Source organism: Pseudonocardia sp. (assembly GCF_025965585.1).
Classification (GTDB): Bacteria; Actinomycetota; Actinomycetes; order Mycobacteriales; family Pseudonocardiaceae; genus Pseudonocardia.
The window spans coordinates 1-19,345 of record NZ_JAOPWR010000461.1 but is presented as its reverse complement, the minus strand read 5'-3'; the positions used below and the strand labels follow the sequence as shown (position 1 = coordinate 19,345).

The window sequence follows — 19,345 nt, the reverse complement described above, 5'->3', positions numbered from 1 at the left end:
CTGGGTGATGGTGTCCGCCGAAATCAGGTCCCATGTCCGGTCCTCCTGTTCGTCGTTCCTCCGCGTCAACGCTAGCCAGCCAGACGCCTGCCGCGGCGTAAAAGTTCAGAGGATCCGAGCTCGATCGTCACTGAGTGACCCGACGCCAGGACCGTCCCGACCGCCGCCTGCTGCCGAATCGAACGGGCACGCGACCACACATGCCGACCGCGACCTGCGCCTGGCGCAGTAGGCCGCGCATCGGTCGGGCGTCCGTTCCGACGGAGCCGGGCGCCGAGGTCCGTACGGGCTCGGGCCTGTCCGAGGCTGTCGTCCGGGCCGTCGAGCAGTTCATGGGCGATGCCGGCGAGGGCCATCGTTGTCAGGGAGCTAACATTATGTCAGTATGCTGACATGTCGCAAGGAGGACGGTCGGATCTTGATGGCAGGGTCGCGTACGCAGCGAAGCGGTTCCAGCAGGTAGTGCGCAGCGCCGGAGATCGAGCGCTGCGTCCGTTGGGGTTGACGATGCCGCAGTACGCGGTTCTGGCCGTTCTGGCTGAACGGCCGGGGCTGAGCAACTCCGAGCTGTCCCGTCGGTGTTTCGTCACCCGCCAGACGATGAACGGCCTGCTCGTCGGCCTGCAGGACGCCGGCCTCATCAGCCGTGCGGCGCACCCGCTCCACGGGCGGGTGCAACAGACCCGGCTGACCCCTGCCGGAAGGGACGCCGCCCAGCGTGGTCACAGCGCTGTGGCCGCTGTCGAGGAGCAGATGACAGCAGGGCTCACCGACAGCCAGGAGAGCGAGCTCCTCGAGCTGATGCTCGTCTGCATCGCCAACCTGGAGCTCGACGTGAACGGGGCCCGCGCAGCACGTGGCGACTGAACTACCTGCCCGTGATCGAGGTGGGATCTCGACGGCGTCGCCGCCGCGGGACTGGATCAGCCCGTGGCCCTCGGTGACATGGACGGTCTGTCCGACGGCGTGGGAGTGCCAGGCGTTGCGGGCGCCGGGTGCGAAGTGGGCGGTGTTGACGCGCAGGCGGGAGGGCCTCTCACCCCTGGCGATGACGGTGAGCCACGCGTCGCCGGTGAACGTCTCGGCGGGGGCCTTGGTGGCGGGCTGCGGGGGAGTGATGTCCAACTGTCTTCTCTTTCTTTCGGGTACTTCAGGTTCGGTGGGGGGTGCGGGTGTCGGCGGGCTGCTCGAGGTCCGGGGTGGCCGCCAAGCCGGCGAGCAGCCCGTCCTGGGAGGCCGAGCCCGGTTCGGCGCTGTAGGCCAGCAGTGACAGCCCGGGGTCGGCCGAGAGCTCCATCGCCTCGAAGGTGAGGTCGAGGTCGCCGACGGCCGGGTGGTGGAAGTGCTTGACGCCGGAGCGGTGCGCGCGCACGTTGTGCGCGGCCCACCGGGTCCGGAAGGTCTCACTGCGGGTGGACAGCTCCCCGACGAGGTGAGACAGCCGGTCGTGCGGATCGCGGCCGGCCTCGGCGCGCAGCAGCGCCACGGTGTCATGGGCCGCGCGCTCCCAGTCCGGGTAGAAGTTCCGTGCCCGTGGGTCGAGGAAGACCTGTCGGCGAAGATGCTCCTTCGATTCACGATCGTCCGAGCGGCTTCTCCCGCAAGGCGATCGCGCCGCACCCTTCGGCCCTGGGAGTGAGTACTGAAACGGTCTCGTGCGTCTAGCGGTCGAGGGCGGAGCGCAGGATCGCCCGGCCGTTGTCGTGCATGAGGTTGAGGGCGTCGTCGCGGGGGAGTCCGGCGACGTCGACGAGCCAGATGAACGCTTCGATCCCCGTCGCCGAGCGGATAGCGATGGCGGTGCGATGCAGGTCGAGGTCGGGGTGGGTCGTGGCGAGGGGGGTGAGTGCGTCGGCGATCCAGCCGATGACCCGTCCGCGGCGCAGCACCGGGCCGGTGGGGTCGGTTCCGGGTTGCAGCGACAGCCGCAACGAGGCGCGCAGCTGCGCCTCCCACTCCAGGACGATCCGGCCCGTGGCGTCCAGTACCAGGTCGAGGCGGTGGTGGGGGTCGGTCGGCGGGTCTGCGGGCAGCAGCGAGGTGCGGTCGATCTCCGGGTGGGCGGCGCCGACGAGGGCGCGTTGGTTGGGGAAGTAGCGGTAGGCGGTGGTGCGGGAGATCGACGCCGCGCGCGCGGCTTCCTCGACGGTCGGGGTGATCCCGCCGGCGAGCAGTTCGCGGGCGGCGGTGACCAGTGCCTCGCGGGTGCGGCTCTTCTGGTTGCGGCGGCCGCTCTGTTCGTACGGGATTGCCATGACTCTTCATGGTACCGTACTGTCCTTCGTGGTACAGATGTCCCATGAAGGAGTGATCATGAGCGTTGGCGCAGGGTTCAATCCGGTTGGTGCGGGTTCCGTGAGCACGGATCCGGTGGTCACCGATCCGGGGCTGTACTCGGTGGTGTTCGAGAACGAGCGCGTCCGGGTGCTGGAGTACCGCGACGCGCCGGGTGATCGGACCTGCGAGCACTCGCACCCGGACATGGTGATGATTCCGCTGGCCACGTTCCGTCGGCGGCTCACTGTGGTGGGCGCACCGTCGAGGTCGAGAAGGTCCGGCACGAGGCCGGTTGGGTGGACGCGCGGACCCACGTCGGGGAGAACATCGGCGACGGTCCGTCGCACGCGCTGTTCATCGAGCTCAAGTAGCTGATGGTCGATGCGCCGGATCGTGGTTGCCGTGATGGCCATGAGGCTGTGCGACCACGGGCCTGACCGCCGCGTCGGCGAGCCACTCGGACCGCCAGCGCCAATCGTCCCGGATGGCCGCGCGACGGACGATGGATTATCACTATGCTCTCGTGAGGCCCGGAGCGCATACCCGCCTCGGGAACGGGTATGGAGAGAGACCCGAGTTCCTAGGAGTGCGACATGACCATCACGGGTGTCATCTCTGCCATTGTTGTCGGCCTGATCATCGGGGCGCTGGGTCGCCTGGTCGTGCCGGGAAAGCAGTCCATCCCGATCTGGCTGACCATCGTCATCGGCATCATCGCCGCGTTCATCGGCGGCTTCATCGCTGGTGCGTTCGGATACTCCAATGCCAACGGCGGCATCCCCTGGATCGAGATCATCATTCAGGTCGTCGTCGCTGCGATAGGGGTGGCCATCGTGGCCGGCGCGTACGGTCGGCGTGGCGGCGTGACCCGCTGACCAGCGGGTGTACCAACCTCACCGCGGGTGTACCAACCTCACCGGCGGCAGTCATCCCGCCCGGCTCGAACGCGGAGCGGTTCCGTGAATGGTCCGACCTGACCAAGGGGACCGTACTCGCCGGGCGAGTGGTGCCCGATACAGGCAGCCGGTCCCCGGCATGTTCGTCGGGCTGCTGGACGGCATCGGTGAGTTCACCACGGACGGCGCCACTTCGGCCTCGGGGGCTGTGTATGCCGCCAACTCTTGGCCTGCCGGGCGGAGGCTGACCCGTTCTGCGCTTGCCAGGCTGAGTCCGGGAGGCGACCGGACACACTCCGATGGAGGGGCGGCAGGAGGTGGGCCCGGTCTACCGCAGGATCGCCACGGTACCGGCCGACGTGATCACGGCTGGGCGTCGCGTCCCCCTCGACCGCAACCGACATCTGCATGGAGTGGATCATGGCGACACCAGCGAACGTGACCACCGATGTCCGGACCACTACGGTCCGTCTCACCGTCAACGGTGACGAGCTTCCCCTGGAGATCGAGCCCCGGGTCACGCTCCTCGACGCCCTGCGCGAGTACGGGCATCTCTACGGAGCGAAGAAGGGCTGCGATCAGGGCCAGTGCGGCGCCTGCACCGTGCACGTCGACGGCCGCCGCGTACTGGCCTGCCTGACGCTGGCCGCCCAGGTCGAGGGACAGGAGGTGACCACGATCGAGGGGCTGGCAGCCGACGGCGAGATGCACCCCGTGCAGGACGCGTTCGTCCGGCACGACGCGTTCCAGTGCGGTTACTGCACGCCTGGCCAGATCATGTCGGCGGTCGCCTGCATCGCCGAGGGGCACGCCACCACCGACGCGGACGTGCGCGAGTACATGTCGGGCAACCTGTGCCGTTGCGGAGCGTATTCGAACATCAGAGCCGCGGTGCGGGACGTCGCGGCCGGGACGGGCCAGGGGACGACGTCGTGAGGAACTTCGGCTATGTCCGCGCCGCGACCGTCCCGGACGCGCAGGAGTCCGTCGGCGGACAGCCCGACGCCCGCTTCCTCGCCGGCGGCACCACGATGGTCGACCTCATGAAGTGCGGGGTCGAGACGCCGTCCACGCTCGTCGACATCACGCGCCTGCCGGGGCTCGACGGGATCGAGGTGGGCCCGGACGGCGTGCGCCTCGGCTCGCTGGCCCGGATGAGCGACGTCGCGAACGACCCGCGGATCGGCCGGGAGTTCCCCGTGCTGTCCGAGTCGCTGTGGCGCGGCGCCTCCGAACAGCTACGCAACATGGCGACCATCGGCGGCAACCTCATGCAGCGCACCCGCTGCAGCTACTTCCGCGAGCCGGCCTCCTTCCCCGCCTGCAACAAGCGCGACCCCGGCTCGGGCTGCTCCGCCCTGGAGGGCATCAACCGCGGCCACGCGGTGCTCGGCACCAGCCCGAGCTGCATCGCCACGTATCCCGGGGACTTCGCGGTAGCGCTGGTGGCGTTCGACGCCACCGTGGTCGTGCAGAACGGTGGGCGCCGCGCCTTCACCGCCGACGACTTCTTCCTGCTCCCGGGGGACACACCCCACATCGAGCACCCGATCGGGCCCGCCGACCTGATCCTCGCGGTCGAGGTGCCCGTCTCGGCGGCGCTGCGCCGCTCGCACTACCTCAAGGTGCGCGACCGGGAATCCTACGAGTTCGCGGCCGCGAGCGCGGCCGTCGGACTGGAGATGGAGGACGACGGCACCACCGTCCGGGATGTGCGGATCGCCCTCGGCGGTATTGCGACCACACCGTGGCGGGCCCGTGCCGTCGAAGCCGCTCTCATCGGACGCACCCTGGATGAGGCCACCGTGCGGGCCGCATGTGCCCAGGTCACCGAGGGTGCCGTCGACCACGGCATGAACAGCTTCAAGATCGCACTGGCTCCGCGGGTCGCCGCGCGCGCACTCCTGACCGTCGGAGGGATCGTCTGATGACCGCCACCCGTTCCGATGCGCCGCAGAGCGAGGGCCCCTTCGTCGGTCGCCGCCTCCCGCGCGCCGACGGCGTCACCAAGGTCACCGGCCGCGCCGACTACGCCATCGAGCACGATCCGACGGGGGTCGCCCACGCCGTTGTCGTCGAGAGCACCATCGCCTCCGGCCGGGTGCTGCGGTTCGACACGGAGAAGGCGGAGGCGATGCCGGGGGTGGTGCGGATCCTCACCCACGTCGGCGCCCCGACGCTGCACAGCTGCCCGCTGGTGCCCGAGGGCAGCGTGATGGAGAGCTTCCGGCCGTTGCAGGACGACCGCGTCCGCTACAGCGGGCAACCCATCGGGGTGGTCGTCGCCGAGACGCTCGAGCAGGCGACCGAGGCCGCCCGCCACGTCCGCGTCGAGTACGAGACTGCCCAGGCGGTCGCCGACATCGGCGACCCGGGATGCGCGACCGTCGTCGGTCCGCCGGCAGAGCGCAACGGCCGGAAGAACGCGCACGGCCAGGACTGCGTCCAGAGCACCACGACCCTGCCCCCCGCGAGCGAGCGGGGCGACGCCCGCAAGGCGCTCGAGTCGTGCGCGTTGCGTGTCGAGCAGACGTACACGACCCCGCGCGAGACCTCGAGCCCGCTCGAGCCGCTCGGGACGATCGCGGAGTGGAGCGAGGACGGGAGCTTGACCGTCTGGATGCCCAGCCAGTGGGTGGAGGGCGCGCACCGGGCGCTGGCCGACTGGTTCGGCATGCCGATCTACAAGGTGCGGGTGGTCGCGCCTTTCGTCGGTGGCGGGTTCGGCGCCAAGGTCACCGCGCACCCCGACTCGTCGCTCGCGGCGATGGCGGCGAGCATCGTCGGTCGGCCGGTGAAGCTCGCGCTGACCCGTCCGCAGACCTTCAACGGCTACGGCCCGCGCCCGGCGATCGAGCAGAAGCTGACGCTCGGCGCGGACGCCGAGGGCAGGCTGCAGGCGATCCTGCACGACAACGTCAACGAGACGTCCTTCGACGACGAGTACGTCGAGACCGGTTCCGGTACCGCCAAGGTGATGTACGCGGTGCCCAACCTGAGCGCGACCCAGGGCGTCGTCAAGGTCAACTCCTTCACCCCGAGCTGGAAGCGGGCACCGGGTGAGGCGATCGGCGCCTTCGCGCTGGAGAGCGCGATGGACGAGCTCGCCTACGAGGCCCGTATCGACCCGATCGAGCTGCGGCTGCGCAACTATGCCGAGCAGGATCCACAGACCGGCACACCGTGGTCGACGCGCCGGCTGCGGCAGGCGTACGAAACCGGGGCCCGGGCCTTCGGCTGGGAGCGGCGCACCTGGGAGCCGCGCTCCATGCGCGACGGCAGGCAGCTGATCGGCTGGGGTATGGCGGGCGGCGCGTTCCCGGTGGTGAGGACGCCCGCCGAGGCGGGTGTGACGATCCTCGACGACGGGTCCGTCCAGGTCACGAGCAGTGGCCCCGAGATCGGGAACGGCACCTACACGATCGTGGCGCAGACCGTCGCCGACGCGATCGGCGTGCCGGTCGACCGGGTCTCCGTGCAGCTCGGCGACACGAGCTTCCCGGGCGCGCCCGTGGCGGGGGTGTCGCAGATCGCCAACAGCCTCACGGGCGCTGTGCAGCGGACGGCGCTGGCCGCGCGGGACGAGCTGATCGCGCTGGCCCTCGATCACGAGGCCTCACCACTGCGTACGGTCGCCGCGGATGCACTGGTGATCCGGGACGGCGTGATGAGGGACTCGGGCGGTTCGGGGCCGAGCGTTCCCATCGGGGACCTGCTGCGCCGCGTCGGGACCAGGAGCATCGAGGTCACGGGGGACACGTTGCCGGAGGGCTCGCCGGAGGATGCACGCGACCAGGCCCTGCACACGTTCAAGCTGATGAAGCCCCCGACCAGCGACTACTCGGTCTACGACTGGTGTGCCCAGTTCGTCGAGGTCCGGGTGGACGAGGACTACGGCACCGTTCGGATCAGCCGCATGGTCGGTGCCTTCGACAGCGGCCGGCTCTACAACCCCACCCTCGCCGAGAGCCAGTGGAAGGGCGGCATGGTGATGGGGGTGGGCGAGGCCCTGCTCGAATCCCTCGACGTCGACCGCCGGTTCGCGCGGATCGTCAACAACAACTTCGCCGAATACATGATTCCGGTGAACGCCGACATCCCGGACATCGAGGTCATCTCCGTCGGCGAACCGGACCCCCACGCGAGCGCTCTCGGCGGCAAGTCGGTCGGCGAGATCGGCGTCGTCGGTGTAGCCGCGGCGGTTGCCAACGCCGTCTTCCACGCCACGGGCAAACGGGTCCGGGACCTGCCGATCACGATGGAGAAACTGATGACGTAGCCGACCCGCTAGGACCGATCCCAGTATCGCCCACCATCACAGAAGGCCTCCATCATGTCCGCCCGGGTGATGGCCCACTCCCACTCGCTTGCCCGGGTGCTGCCGGCCCCGGCGATCGGCGTGCGGTCGAAGCCCGTGTAGTGGGCCGAGCCTGAGTGCGTTGGACGACGTCGACGCCGAGGTTGTCGACGCAGAGGTTGTCGCTGTCCGAGACGACGCCGGTCAGGACGAGCCATCGTGCCGATCGGCATGACCGCTCACGACGCGCCCCTCGCCCGGACGCCGGAGGGACGGGTCACGACGACACCGTCGTCGTCGCACCACACGTGCTGTCCCGGCACGAACGTCGTACCTCCGAAGGAGACGGGGACGTCGATCTCTCCCGTGCCGTCGGCCGTCCCTCTGCGCGGGTTCGACCCGACCGCCTTGATCCCGAGGTCGATGTCGGCCAGAGCACGGGTGTCGCGCACGCCCCCGGCGATGACGAGACCGGACCACCCGTTCCGGACCGCGCTGCCGGCGAGCCTGTCGCCGAGGATCGCGCAGCGCAGTGATGAGCGGCCGTCGACGACGAGCACGGCGCCGTCGCCCGGCTGGGCCAGCAGCTCCCGGAGGAGCCCGATGTCCTCGTGACACCGGAGGGTGCGGATCGGCCCGTCGAACTCGGTGCGTCGCCCGTACTGCCGGAGCTGCAGCTCGCAGCTGTCCCCGCCGTCGCCGAGTTCGTCCATCCGGTCCGCGGTGTTCACGTGGTTTCTCCTCGAGAGATCCGGTTGTCCTAGATGACGGCGTCGCTGTGCAGCTTCTCGATCCCGGCGGCGTCGTACCCGAGGTCGGTGAGCACGTCGTCGGTGTGCTCACCGAGCCGGGGCCCGGCCCAGCGGACGCCACCGGGAGTGGCCGACAGGCGAGGCGCGACGTTCTGCATGGCGAACTCCTGACCCCGGTCGTTGCGGGTACGCACGATCGCGTTGCGGGCGGCGAAGTGTTCGTCGGCGAACATGTCCGCGGCGCGGTAGACGCGGCCCGCGGGTACGCCGCCGGCGTGTAGCAGCTCCAGGAGCTCATCGGTGCCGTACCCGGCCGACCAGCCTGCGATGAGCTCGTCGAGCTCCTGCTGGTGTTCGCCACGGGCATGGTGGGTGGCGTAGCGCGGGTCGGTGCCGAGCTCAGGCCGCCCCATCACCGAGGCCAGCCGCCGGAAGACGGTGTCCTGGTTCGCACCGATGAGGATGCTGCTGTCGTCGGCGGTGGGGTAGACGTTGCTGGGCGCGATCTTGGGCAGGATCGATCCGGTGCGCTCGCGCTGGTGCCCGATGGCGTCCCACTCGGTCACCGATGCCTCCATCATGGCGAGCACCGCCTCGTAGATCGCCGAGTCGACGATCTGGCCGCGGCCCGTGGTGGCGCGCGCGTTGAGCGCGGCGAGGGCGCCGATCGTGGCGTAGGTGCCGGCGAGGGAGTCACCGATGCTGATACCTGCGCGCGACGGCGGCCGGTCGGCCTCGCCGGTGAGGTAGCGCAGCCCTCCCATCGCCTCGCCGATCGATCCGTAGCCTGCGCGCGGGGCGTAGGGACCGGTCTGCCCGTACCCGGTGACGCGCACGATGATCAGGCCGGGGTTGGTCTCCCACAGCCGTTCGGGGGAGAGGTTCCAGCGTTCGAGCGTGCCCGGCCGGAAGTTCTCGACGAGGATGTCGGACTGGTCCAGGAGCCTCCGGGCCACCTCCTGACCGGCCTCGACGCGCAGGTCGAGGGTGATCGAGCGCTTGTTGCGGGCGATCACCGGCCAGGTGAGCGAGTCGCCGTCGGCCGTGGTCTGCCCCCACTGGCGCATGGGGTCACCGGCGCCGGGCGACTCGACCTTGACGACGTCGGCCCCCAGGTCGCCGAGGAGCTGGCCGCAGAACGGTCCGGCGATGAGCTGGCCCATCTCGACCACGCGGATGCCGGCCAGTGCACCCGGCGGATGTTCGGTGGTCATCACGTTCCTCCTTCGGGGTCCGCCGCACCGTCGGTGCCGGGGTCGGCCTCCACGAGGACGGCGCGCGCGGCGATGATGTGGGACCGCATGACCGACCCGGCCCATTCCGGGACGCCTGCCCGGATGGCCGCGGTCAGCTCGCGGTGGTGGCCCATGCTGCGGGCGAGCGCATCGGGCGTGTAGCGCGAGAAGGTGCGCATGACGAGAGGGACCTGCACCACCGAGCCGAGCATCGTGGCCAGCCGTGGGCTGTCGGCCGCGTCGATGACGATGCGGTGGAAGCGGGCGTTGAGGTCGCTGAGTGCGAGCAGGTCGTGCGTGCCGCCGCGCCGCGCGCAGGCCTCCATCTGCTCACACAGCTCGGTGAGCCGGTCGGTCTCCGCAGCGTGCATCCGGCCCGCGGCCCGCTCCGCGGCGCGGCCCTCGAGCATGATCCGCAGCTCGTAGATCTCGTCGAGGTCCTCGACCGACCAACGGGCGACGCGCGCGCCCCGGTTGGGCAGGATCTCGACGAGGCCCTCCGACGAGAGCGTCCGCAGTGCTTCGCGGACCGGGGTGCGGCTCACGCCGAGCTGAGCCGCGAGCTCGACCTCCTGCAGCCGGCTGCCGGGCGCGAGCTCGCCCTCCATGATGGATCGGCGGATCCGCGTCACGGTCTGCTCGGTGGCGGCTGCCATGTCTCTCCCGGTTCGGTGGTGGTCCCGTCGGTGTCGGCCCTCTGACGGCGATCGCCGATCGACTGCTCCGGATCCCAGCATCCGGCCCCGCCGGCCGCGCAGCGGCCCGGGTGATCAGGCCCCGGTGAGGCCGTCGAGCGCGCGCAGGCCGGCCTGCGCCACCTCCATGTCCTGCGAGTAGTGGCCACCGCTGACGCCGATGCCTCCGATGACCGTGCCGTCGACGGTGATCGGGTAGCCACCGCCGAACACCACGAGGCGGTCGATGCCGGTCGGCGCGCCGACGCGCAGCGGCTCGTCACCCTTGATGAAGTCGAACCAGCCATCGGTCGGCATGAGGAACCCGGCAGCGGTGTAGGCCTTGTCGTGCGCCACCTGCACGGAGAGCAGCGGGGCGCCGTCCATCCGCGCGAAGGCCTTCTGGACGCCCGACTCGTCGACCACGGACACGACGAACGCGCCGCCGTCCGCCTCGGCCTTGGCCACGGCGCTCCGCACGATCTCCTGAGCCAGCTCGAGCGTGATCGAGGGGCGGTTGTAGGTACCAGCCATGGGGACGGGTCTCCTCGGTATCGCAGGGAGCGAGCCGGAGCTCGCGATTGGTTGTATGCAATCGCGGGACTCCGTGGTCTGTCAACCCTCACGATCGGATCGCCCGCATGTATGCATCGTGGGGCTTGTCGCGGCGGCCGGAGACTGCCACCGACCGGAGCGAGACCGCTTCTATCACGCCACCTATCAGCTACTGGACGCGGCTGTGCCCGTGCTTGCGGCTCGCTCATCTTCGGTGGATTGCGCACACAGCGGCATGAAGCATGGTTCGGAACATGGCGGTTGACACAAGGCCCTCAGCGATGTTGCATGCAAACAGGCCGTCTTCGGGGTGGCGGACGCAGCTGACGAGAACACCGGACATCGAGGATTCGAGGCGACGATGGGCAAGCTGGACGGGAAGAACGTGGTGATCACGGGCTCGGCGGGAGGCATGGGACAGGCGGCCTGCCGCATGTTCTGCGGTGAGGGTGCGCGGGTGCTCGGCGCCGACCTCAACGGTGCGGCCGGCAAGGAGCTGGAGACCACGCTGAAGGGCGATGGTCTCGACTTCCGCTTCGCGGAGGTCGACGTGACGTCGGCGGCGAGCGTCGGTGAGCTGGCGGCCACCGCGAAGGCCGAGTTCGACGGCGTGGACGTGCTCTACAACAATGCCGGCATCATCATGGGCAAGCCGATCCTCGAGACCACCGAGGACGAGTGGGCCCACGTCGAGCGGATCAACTCCAAGAGCATCTTCCTCGCTACGAAGGCCTTCGTGCCGCTCATGGCCGGCCGCAAGGGCTCGATCATCAACGTCTCGTCCATCGGCGGGATCGTCGCGTTCGAGAACATGGGCGCCTACGGCGCGGCCAAGGCCGCGGCGGCACACTTCTCGCGTGTCGCGGCGGTCGAGTTCGCGCCCGACATCCGCGTCAACGCGATCTGCCCCGGCGTCGTCGACACCCCGATGCCGCGCAACTTCACCAAGGACATGGACAACCGTGACCAGATCTTCGAGACCTGGAACCACGAGCACCTCACCGGCCGCCTCGGTCGCCCGGAGGAGGTCGTCTCCCTGGCGCTGTGGCTCGCGAGCGACGACGCCGGGTTCATGACCGGTGCCGTCATCAACGTCGACGGCGGCTACTCCACCCGCTGATGGCCACCCCGTCGGTCGACGCCGCGTCGATGCGCGACGTGCTCGGCCATTTCTGCTCGGGCGTCACGGTGATCACCGCAATGGGCATCGAGGGGCCGGTCGGCTTCACCTGCCAGTCCTTCGCGTCCTTGTCCCTCGATCCGCCGATGGTGAGCTTCGCCCCGGCGCGGACGTCGAGCAGCTGGCCGCGGGTGCGCGCGGCGCGCCGGTTCTGCGTGAACGTGCTCGCCGACGACCAGGAGGCGGTGTCGAACGCCTTCGCCCGTTCCGGGACCGACAAGTTCGCCGGGATCGACTGGCGTCCGAGCCTCCTGGGCGCACCGGTCCTCGCCGGGGTGGTGGCCTGGATCGACTGCGAGCTGTGGGCCGAGCACGAGGCGGGCGACCACACCCTGGTCGCCGCCTCGGTGATCGACCTCGGCGCCGACACCGCACGCTCCCCGTTGCTGTTCCACCGCGGCGCCTACGGCCTGGCCGGTCCCTCCCAGGTGGAGGAGACGACCTGAGCACCCACCTGCACCACCCCTCCCGTTCCCTACCCTGACCCGCAACCGAGGAGCACCCGTGAGCAGCGCAGCCGAACGACTGGGCCTCGTTCCCGCCACCCCGCGCCCGGAGAGCCAGCGCACACCGCTGGTCGACGGCCGCACCACGCACCCCATCTTCAACGACCAGCCGCTCAAGCTCGGGCTGTTCGGCACCAACTGCTCCTTCGGGCTGACCATCAGCCACGCCGAGACCACCTACGAGGCGACCTGGGAGCACACGCTCAAGATCGCGCAGAAGGCGGACCGGCTCGGCTTCGAGGCCCTCGTGCCCGTGGCCCGCTGGCGCGGCTTCGGCAGCACCACCAACTTCAACGGCACCTGCTTCGAGACCTACACGTGGGCGACCGGCCTGGCCGCCCTGACCGAGAACATCGGCATCTTCGCCACCTCGCACCTGCCCACGATGCACCCGATCGTCGCGGCCAAGATGGCGGCCACGGCCGACCACGTCTCCAAGGGCCGCTTCGGGCTCAACCTCGTCATGGGCTGGTTCACCCCCGAGATGGAGATGTTCGGCGCCGAGCAGCGCGAGCACGACCAGCGCTACGTCTACGGCCAGCAGTGGATCGACTTCGTGACCAAGCTCTGGACGGAGGAGGGCTCCTTCGACTTCGTCACCGAGGACTTCAACAGCCTCGACGTGGAGTCCTACCCGAAGCCCTACCAGGCCCCGCGCCCCGCGCTGATCAACGCCGGCAACTCCAAGTCGGGCATCGACTTCTCCGCCCGCAACGTCGACGTCAACTTCGCCGCGATGGACACCGTCGAGACGATGAACGGCTACACCTCCCAGCTCAAGGCCAAGGCGCGCGACGACCACCAGCGCGAGATCCAGACCATGACCTACGGCCTGATCGTCTGCCGCGACACCGAGGAGGAGGCCAAGCGCGACTTCCAGCACATCGTCGACATGGGCGACCGCGAGGGCGCCAACAACGTCATGAAGGTGCTCGGGATGCAGAGCGAGTCCTTCGCCTCGCAGATCGAGTCCTACCAGGAGCGCTTCATCGCGGGCTGGGGCGGCTACCCGATCGTCGGCACCCCGGAGCAGGTCGTCGAGGAGATGCAGCGCATCCACGACACCGGTGGCATGGATGGGATGATCATGGGGATGCTGGACTACCACGAGGAGATGGACTACTTCGGCGACAACGTCATGCCGCTGCTGAAGCAGGCCGGCCTGCGCCACTGAGGCCCGCTGACCCATCGACGAAGGAGGCCCCCTGTGGCTGTGACGATCTGTGAAGTGGGCCCTCGGGACGGGTTGCAGAACGAGCCGGACGTGCTCGCTCCCGCCGTCCGCGCCGAGCTCGCGAACCGGATGGCCCGCACGGGGGTGCCCCGGGTCGAGGCGGCGAGCTTCGTCAACCCCGCGCGCGTGCCGCAGATGGCGGGCGCCGAGGAGGTGCTGGCCGCGGTCGAAGCTGGGGAGGGCCTGACCCGGGCGGCACTGGTGCTCAACGACCGGGGCTACGAGCGGCTGCGCACGACCGCGTGCGAGGAGGTCCACGTCGCGTTCTGCGTGACGGAGACCTTCAACCGGCGCAATCAGGGCCGCTCGGTGGCTGAGTCGCTGGCGCAGGCCCGCGGCATCGTCGCCGCCGCGCACGAGGACGGCCGCCGGGCCACCGTCACCCTGGCGGCCTCCTTCGGGTGCCCGTTCGAGGGGGAGGTGGACCCCGGGCTCGTGCTGGGCCTCGCCGAGCAGCTGACCGACGCCGACGAGATCGTCTTCGCCGACACCATCGGCGTCGGCGTGCCACGCCAGGTCCGGGCCCTGCTCACCGGCGCGCAGTCGCTGGGGAGACCGCTGGGCCTGCACCTGCACAACACCCGCAACACCGGGTACGCCAACGCGTACGCCGCGATCGAGGCCGGGGTCACGGTCCTCGACGCGTCCGTCGGCGGCATCGGCGGCTGCCCGTTCGCGCCGCGGGCCACCGGCAACATCGCCACGGAGGACCTGCTCTACCTGCTCGACAAGGAGGGTGTGGACACCGGCGTCGACATCGACGAGGTCATCCGGGTCGCCGAGTGGCTGGAGACGGTGCTCGGCCGGCAGCTCACCGGCCAGCTCTACCGGGTGGGTCCGTTTCCCGGCCGGGAACCCGGAACGTGATCCTTGACACCGGGGGAGCACGGGTGTCCGATACTGGCATGCTAGTAGGTAAGAGCGGTGTCGCGGAGGCGATCGCCGACCTCGCCGCAGGTCGCGCCGTCCTACTCCGCGGCTCCGGCCCCACGGAGGGCGCCTGCCTGGTCTTCGCGGCCGCGCACGCGACGCAGCGGCTGGTGGCGTTCACGGTCCGGCACACGAGCGGCTTCGTCCGGGTGGCCTTGGCCGAGGACGACTGCGACCGTCTCGGTCTGCCGCCGATGTTCCGCGGTGGTGCCGGGAGGCGGAGCGGGGCCACCGTCACGGTGGACGCCGTCGTCGGCGTTTCGACGGGAATCTCGGCCTCCGACCGGGCCGCGACACTGCGCCTGCTGGCGGACCCGGACGCCACCGCCGCGACGTTCACCCGTCCCGGTCACGTCGCGCCGGTGCGGGTCGGACGCGACGGCGTGCTGGGCCGCGCCGGGCTGGACGAGGCGGCGTCGGATCTGGCCCGGCTCGCCGGACGGGGCCCGGCCGCGGTGCTGTGCGAGATCGTCTCGGTGTCCGATCCCGCCGAGCTGGCCGGCCCAGCCGAGCTGATGTCCTTCGCCGCTGAGCACGACCTGCGGGTGATCACCCTCGAGGAGGTGGTGGCGCACCGCCGGCAGCAGGAGCTGTCCGTGACCCGGCGCGCCGAGGCGAGGATCCCGACCCGGTACGGCACGTTCCTCGCGGTGGGGTACGACTCGACCGTGGACGAGGGCGAGCACCTCGCCCTCGTCCACGGGGACGTGGACGCTGCGTGCGAGGGCGTGCTGGTCGCCGTGCACCGGGAGTGCCTGATCGGTGATGCACTGGGCTCGCTGGTCTGCGGCTGCAGCGTCCGCCTCGACGCCGCGCTCGCCGCGGCGGCGGCCGAGGGCCGTGGCGTAGTGGTCTACCTGCGGGCGCCGGCACATCGGGGAGGCGGCATGCTCACCTGCCCGAACGGCGCCGCGGTCCATCGGACGGCACCGGTCTCGGACGTCGTCCGTCACATCCTCGCCGACCTCGGCGTGGGGTCGGTGGGTCGAGACGCTCCGGACGACGTGGTGCGTCTTCCCGCCGCATCGATGCCACGGGAATCCGTTGCCACGGCATGACGCCTGCGGGCCGCCGGTGCCCCGAGGACACCAGCGGCCCTTTCGCGCTAAGCGCGGGCGAGGATCGACGTTCCGATGTCCGCGATGTCCCGCTCCGCGGTGAACGGGTTCGACAGGAACACGCTCAGCATGTCCACGCCCGCCTCGAGCATGCCCTGGGCCTTCTCCCAGATCTCGCCGGGGGAGCCGTAGAGGCACCAGTAGTCGCACAGCTGTTTGGTGATCAGCGGCAGGTGCGAGTCGTCGAGCCCCTTCTGGTACTTCGACCAGGTGTCGAGGTAGTGCGGTTGCTCGGCGGCGTTCGGGTCGCCCAGGTAGGCGGTGGCCGCCGTCGCGCTGGCCTCGACGATCGAGGGGTCGAGCTCGGCGGCGTGCGCGCGCATGAACCCGATGTTGGTCAGGCACGAGCTGATCGGGCCGGAGGCGAAGCCGTGGTCGACGCCGTCCTCCCAGGTCTCGCCGTTGCGCAGCTGGTAGAACCAGCTCACCGCGACGAGCTTGACCGAACCGGGCGGCCGGCCGGCGTCGGCGACCGCCTTGTCCAGCTCCCGGCGCACCAGTTTGATCATCTCGGGGTTCGGCCCGAGGCAGTAGGCCACGTAGTCCGCGTAGCGGGCGGCCACCTTGATGCCGCGCGGGCCACCGGCCGCCATCCACACCGGGACCGGGTCGTCGAGGTTGTACCAGCTGCCGTCCTTGTCGAGGAACTCCAGCTCGCGCTCCCTGCCACGCCACTTCTCGGTGACCCGCCGGCCCGCGAGCAGGCCGGTGGTGACCCGGAGCGCGTCGTCGAGCTGGGCGACGCTCGCCGGGCTGTGGCCCATCGAGCGCAGCGCGTTGTTCGCCGTGCCGATGCCGAGGAAGGTGCGGCCGGGGGCGAGGGCGTTCAGCGTGGCGTGCGAGTTGGCCGTCACGGCGGGGATGCGGGTCAGCGGGTTGGTGACCCATGTGCCGAGGTTGATCGTGGACGTCTCCCGGGCGGCGAGCGCCAGGTACTGGTAGGGGTCGCTGAACAGCAGCGGCCCCTCGCCGACGCCGAAGTGCGTGACCCCGGTGTCCTCGGCCTGCTTGACGATGCCGACCTGGTCGATCTTGGCGCATGTGCCGATGAAGAACTCCATCAACTGCTCCTTTGCAGATAGAGAGAGGCGTGCGAGCGGCTCACCACGGGGCGGAGAGCAGCCATTCCTGTGGGGCGGAGGCGGCGGCGCGCTCCCAGTCCGGCCCGGGGAGGTCGAGGAACGCCCCCTGGGCGTAGAGCAGTGGCTCGCCCGCGTGCACCTGTAGCGCCTCGACGAGGCCGAGGACGATCACGTGGTCGCCGCCGTCGCGGATCTCGTGCACCGCGCAGTCGAGATGGGCGAGCGCACCGCCGAGGTGCGCGCCGTAGCGACCGGGGGAGTGTCCGACGCCCGCGAACCGGTCCGCGGGTCGTGCGAAGTCGCGCGCGATCGGCCCCTGGTCCGAGGCGAGGATGCTGACGCCGAACCCGGGCGCCGACCTGAGCGCGCGATGCATCGACCGGTCGCGGCCGAGGCAGGCGAGCACCAGCGGCGGGTCGAGCGACAGCGAGCAGAACGCGCTCACCGTGGCGCCGACCGGGCCGTCGGCGGTGGTCGTCGTGATCACCGTGACGCCGGTGGCGAACTGGCCGAGCGCGTGGCGGAAGAGCCCTGGCTCCACCGCCCGCGGTGCCACGGTCACGGCGCCGGGGTGTCGGGATCACCGGCGAGGGCCAGCGCACGGTCGACGAGACGGAAGCACTCGGACTTGTCGTAGGCCAGGTAGTTCATGGCGAGGATGCGCACCGGGTCGCCCGCGTAGTAGCGCTCGTACTGCACGGCGCGCTGGCCGAACGCGTCGCCGCACAGGTCCCAGGCCAGCTTGTAGAGCCGGATCCGGTCGACGGCCGGCATCTCGGCGCCGCGGTAGTACCGGGCGATGTCGTCGGCGATCGGTGAGCCGAAGTCCTCGGCCGAGGGCATCATCAGCAGGCCGCCCGCGCCGAGGGTCTGCAGCACCTCGACCAGCTTGGGGTACTGGTTGGACAGCAGGACGCGCAGCGTCTGCAGCGCGTTGAACCGCGGCCGGATCGTGCCGGTGGCAGTGGTCTCGTACTCGGCCTCGGCCGCGACGATCAGCGCGTGCGCCTGCTCGACGGCGGCGATGCACTCGCCGAGCTTCTGCTGCACGTGCAGGAAGCCGTCGATCTTCACCGACTGGCTGAGCTTCATCGCCAGCCCGGTGACGAACTGCAGTTTGACCAGGCCGCGGACGCCGGTCTGGTGCGCGGTGTGCTGGCGCAGGTTCGTCTCGGCGTAGAGGGCGTTGGCCAGTTCCACGTCGCCGTGCAGGAACACCCGGTCCCACGGCACCAGCACGTCGTCGAACACGACGAGGCAGTCCGCCTCCTCGAAGTGCGAGGACAGCGGGTGGTCGAACGGGCGCCGGGTGCCGTCGTCGAAGGGGGCGCGGGAGATCAGCCGCAGGCCGGGGGTGTCGATCGGGATGGCGAAGCAGGCGGCGTGGCGCTCGTCGCCGGGACGCAGGCCGGGCAGGCTGTAGATGATCAGCTCGTCGGCCATCGGGGCGAGCGTCGCGAGCATCCGGGCGCCGCGGACGACCAGGCCCTCGTCGGTCTCGGACACCACGCCCATGTGCAGGAACTGGTCCTGCTGCTCCGAGGCGCCCTTCGAGCGGTCGGTCTGCGGGGTGATCAGGGCGTGGGTGAGGAACAGGTCGTTGTCGCGGACGTGCTCGTAGTAGCGCGCGATGTTGTCCGCGTAGCGCTTCCCGAGCTTGGCGAACACACCGGGCGACTCGGTGAAGGCCATCAGCGTGGTGTTGAGGAAGTCGGGCGAGCGGCCCATGAGACCGAGGGTGGGCTCGGCCCAGGCGCGGAACGCCTCGCGCCGTGCGCGCAGGTCCTCGGGGGTACGGCACGGGAGGAACGCCCGGCCGACCCGGGACCCGTCCGGACCCTCCGCCGTGAGCACCGGGGCGAGCTCGGGATCGTGCTGCAGGTCGTAGAGCCGGGCGATCTGCTCGATCGGCCGCCGCAGGGCGGGATGCGTGGTGACCTCGTCGACGCGCTCGCCCCGCAGCCACACTTCACGAGGGTGCTTCTGCAGGTTCTCGACGTACTGCGCACCGGTACGGACGGGCATCGCAGGTCCCTTCTGAGGCCGGAGCAACTGGAATGCTAGCGTGCTTCCAGACCGTAACCGCAGTCACATCAGCGGGCAAGAGGGTCCTTGACAGTGACGCTGATCACGTGTTGCATGCAAGCATTCTAGGAGGTCAATGGCGGCCTCGTAGACGTCGAAAGGTGTCCGAGAATGCGGTTGGGATCCTTCCTCCTGCCCAGTGCGGCGGCGACCCAGGAGCAGTTCCGGCAGGGCTACGCCGGGGCGGACCCGAACTTCTACCAGCGGGCGCTTTTCGAGAACGCCGCCGTCCTGCGCCAGATCGACGACCTCGGGTTCGACTTCGCGGCATTCTCCGAGCACCACTTCCATCTCGAGGGTCTCGAGATGTCGAACAACCCGATCATGCTGGGGGCCTGGGCCGCCGGTCTGACGAAGAGGCTCCGCATCGGCCAGATGGCGACGGTGCTGCCGTCGCGCAACCCGATCCTGGTGGCCGAGGACCTGGCCATGCTCGACCACTTCAGCGGCGGCCGGATGCTCGCCGGCTTCGCCCGCGGCTACCAGAGCCGGCACGTCACCACCATCGGCCAGAAGAACGGCGC

19 protein-coding genes and 1 pseudogene are annotated in these 19,345 nt (G+C 70.2%); 11 read left to right on the top strand and 9 right to left on the bottom strand.

Going from position 1 to position 19,345, the window contains the following annotated elements; genetic code table 11:
• Positions 1 to 507 precede the first annotated feature (507 nt).
• Positions 508 to 867, top strand: a complete 360-nt coding sequence (locus JWR81_RS28355; protein ID WP_297659530.1) for a MarR family transcriptional regulator — start codon at positions 508 to 510, stop codon at positions 865 to 867.
• 283 nt (positions 868 to 1,150) lie between these two features.
• Here the strand turns inward: JWR81_RS28355 and JWR81_RS28350 are convergent.
• Both JWR81_RS28350 and JWR81_RS28345 read right to left on the bottom strand, forming a co-directional pair.
• Positions 1,151 to 1,561: pseudogene (locus JWR81_RS28350) on the bottom strand (transcriptional regulator); the annotation flags it as partial.
• 100 nt (positions 1,562 to 1,661) lie between these two features.
• Complete coding sequence (locus JWR81_RS28345) at positions 1,662 to 2,255, bottom strand: TetR/AcrR family transcriptional regulator (protein WP_297659527.1); 594 nt, start codon at positions 2,253 to 2,255, stop codon at positions 1,662 to 1,664.
• A gap of 615 nt (positions 2,256 to 2,870) precedes the next feature.
• Between JWR81_RS28345 and JWR81_RS28340 the strand changes: the two genes are divergently transcribed.
• From JWR81_RS28340 to JWR81_RS28325, 4 genes are all read left to right on the top strand, one after another.
• Positions 2,871 to 3,152 carry a GlsB/YeaQ/YmgE family stress response membrane protein gene (locus JWR81_RS28340; RefSeq protein ID WP_297659524.1) on the top strand — a complete coding sequence of 94 codons (282 nt, stop codon included), beginning with the start codon at positions 2,871 to 2,873 and terminating at the stop codon, positions 3,150 to 3,152.
• 441 nt (positions 3,153 to 3,593) lie between these two features.
• Positions 3,594 to 4,109 carry a (2Fe-2S)-binding protein gene (locus JWR81_RS28335; RefSeq protein ID WP_297659521.1) on the top strand — a complete coding sequence of 172 codons (516 nt, stop codon included), beginning with the start codon at positions 3,594 to 3,596 and terminating at the stop codon, positions 4,107 to 4,109.
• The gene (locus JWR81_RS28330) at positions 4,106 to 5,101 is read left to right on the top strand and encodes a xanthine dehydrogenase family protein subunit M (protein WP_297659518.1); all 996 of its coding nucleotides are present in this window, start codon (positions 4,106 to 4,108) and stop codon (positions 5,099 to 5,101) included. The genes JWR81_RS28335 and JWR81_RS28330 overlap by 4 nt, the downstream gene beginning before the upstream one ends.
• Positions 5,101 to 7,452: a xanthine dehydrogenase family protein molybdopterin-binding subunit gene (locus tag JWR81_RS28325; protein ID WP_297659515.1), complete on the top strand. Its 2,352-nt coding sequence runs from the start codon at positions 5,101 to 5,103 to the stop codon at positions 7,450 to 7,452. Before JWR81_RS28330 ends, JWR81_RS28325 begins: the two co-directional genes overlap by 1 nt.
• Positions 7,453 to 7,709: 257 nt before the next feature.
• Here JWR81_RS28325 and rraA read toward each other — a convergent pair whose 3' ends face one another.
• The 4 genes from rraA to JWR81_RS28305 form a co-directional block, all read right to left on the bottom strand.
• On the bottom strand, positions 7,710 to 8,201 hold the full coding sequence (rraA, locus tag JWR81_RS28320; protein ID WP_297659512.1) for a ribonuclease E activity regulator RraA: 492 nt from the start codon (positions 8,199 to 8,201) through the stop codon (positions 7,710 to 7,712).
• Positions 8,202 to 8,230: 29 nt separating this feature from the next.
• Positions 8,231 to 9,436, bottom strand: a complete 1,206-nt coding sequence (locus JWR81_RS28315) for a CaiB/BaiF CoA-transferase family protein (protein ID WP_297659509.1) — start codon at positions 9,434 to 9,436, stop codon at positions 8,231 to 8,233.
• Positions 9,436 to 10,113, bottom strand: a complete 678-nt coding sequence (locus JWR81_RS28310) for a GntR family transcriptional regulator (RefSeq protein WP_297659506.1) — start codon at positions 10,111 to 10,113, stop codon at positions 9,436 to 9,438. Before JWR81_RS28310 ends, JWR81_RS28315 begins: the two co-directional genes overlap by 1 nt.
• A gap of 114 nt (positions 10,114 to 10,227) precedes the next feature.
• Positions 10,228 to 10,665: a heme-binding protein gene (locus JWR81_RS28305; protein ID WP_297659503.1), complete on the bottom strand. Its 438-nt coding sequence runs from the start codon at positions 10,663 to 10,665 to the stop codon at positions 10,228 to 10,230.
• Between the two features lie 331 nt (positions 10,666 to 10,996).
• On the opposite strand from JWR81_RS28305, the gene JWR81_RS28300 reads away from it, so the two are divergent.
• The 5 genes from JWR81_RS28300 to JWR81_RS28280 are packed head-to-tail and all read left to right on the top strand — an operon-like array spanning position 10,997 to position 15,594.
• A complete protein-coding gene (locus JWR81_RS28300) occupies positions 10,997 to 11,806 on the top strand; it encodes an SDR family NAD(P)-dependent oxidoreductase (RefSeq protein WP_297659500.1) in 810 nt (269 codons plus the stop codon).
• Positions 11,806 to 12,312, top strand: coding sequence for a flavin reductase family protein (locus tag JWR81_RS28295; protein WP_297659497.1), 507 nt, complete (start codon positions 11,806 to 11,808; stop codon positions 12,310 to 12,312). Before JWR81_RS28300 ends, JWR81_RS28295 begins: the two co-directional genes overlap by 1 nt.
• 58 nt (positions 12,313 to 12,370) lie before the next feature.
• Positions 12,371 to 13,546, top strand: coding sequence for an LLM class flavin-dependent oxidoreductase (locus JWR81_RS28290; protein ID WP_297659494.1), 1,176 nt, complete (start codon positions 12,371 to 12,373; stop codon positions 13,544 to 13,546).
• A 33-nt stretch (positions 13,547 to 13,579) separates the two neighbouring features.
• Complete coding sequence (locus tag JWR81_RS28285; RefSeq protein WP_297659492.1) at positions 13,580 to 14,473, top strand: hydroxymethylglutaryl-CoA lyase; 894 nt, start codon at positions 13,580 to 13,582, stop codon at positions 14,471 to 14,473.
• Between the two features lie 38 nt (positions 14,474 to 14,511).
• Positions 14,512 to 15,594, top strand: coding sequence for a 3,4-dihydroxy-2-butanone-4-phosphate synthase (locus JWR81_RS28280; RefSeq protein ID WP_297659491.1), 1,083 nt, complete (start codon positions 14,512 to 14,514; stop codon positions 15,592 to 15,594).
• A 47-nt stretch (positions 15,595 to 15,641) separates the two neighbouring features.
• Here the strand turns inward: JWR81_RS28280 and JWR81_RS28275 are convergent, their stop codons facing one another.
• The 3 genes from JWR81_RS28275 to hpaB are packed head-to-tail and all read right to left on the bottom strand — an operon-like array spanning position 15,642 to position 18,761.
• Positions 15,642 to 16,715 (bottom strand): LLM class flavin-dependent oxidoreductase, encoded by a 1,074-nt coding sequence (locus tag JWR81_RS28275; RefSeq protein WP_297659481.1) that lies wholly within the window; start codon positions 16,713 to 16,715, stop codon positions 15,642 to 15,644.
• 40 nt (positions 16,716 to 16,755) lie between these two features.
• A complete protein-coding gene (locus JWR81_RS28270) occupies positions 16,756 to 17,298 on the bottom strand; it encodes a flavin reductase family protein (RefSeq protein ID WP_297659479.1) in 543 nt (180 codons plus the stop codon).
• Positions 17,295 to 18,761 (bottom strand): 4-hydroxyphenylacetate 3-monooxygenase, oxygenase component, encoded by a 1,467-nt coding sequence (gene hpaB / locus JWR81_RS28265; protein ID WP_297659477.1) that lies wholly within the window; start codon positions 18,759 to 18,761, stop codon positions 17,295 to 17,297. Before hpaB ends, JWR81_RS28270 begins: the two co-directional genes overlap by 4 nt.
• Before the next feature lie 171 nt (positions 18,762 to 18,932).
• On the opposite strand from hpaB, the gene JWR81_RS28260 reads away from it, so the two are divergent.
• Positions 18,933 to 19,345 (top strand): LLM class flavin-dependent oxidoreductase (locus JWR81_RS28260; RefSeq protein ID WP_297659475.1); only part of this gene is annotated, 413 nt, incomplete at its 3' end.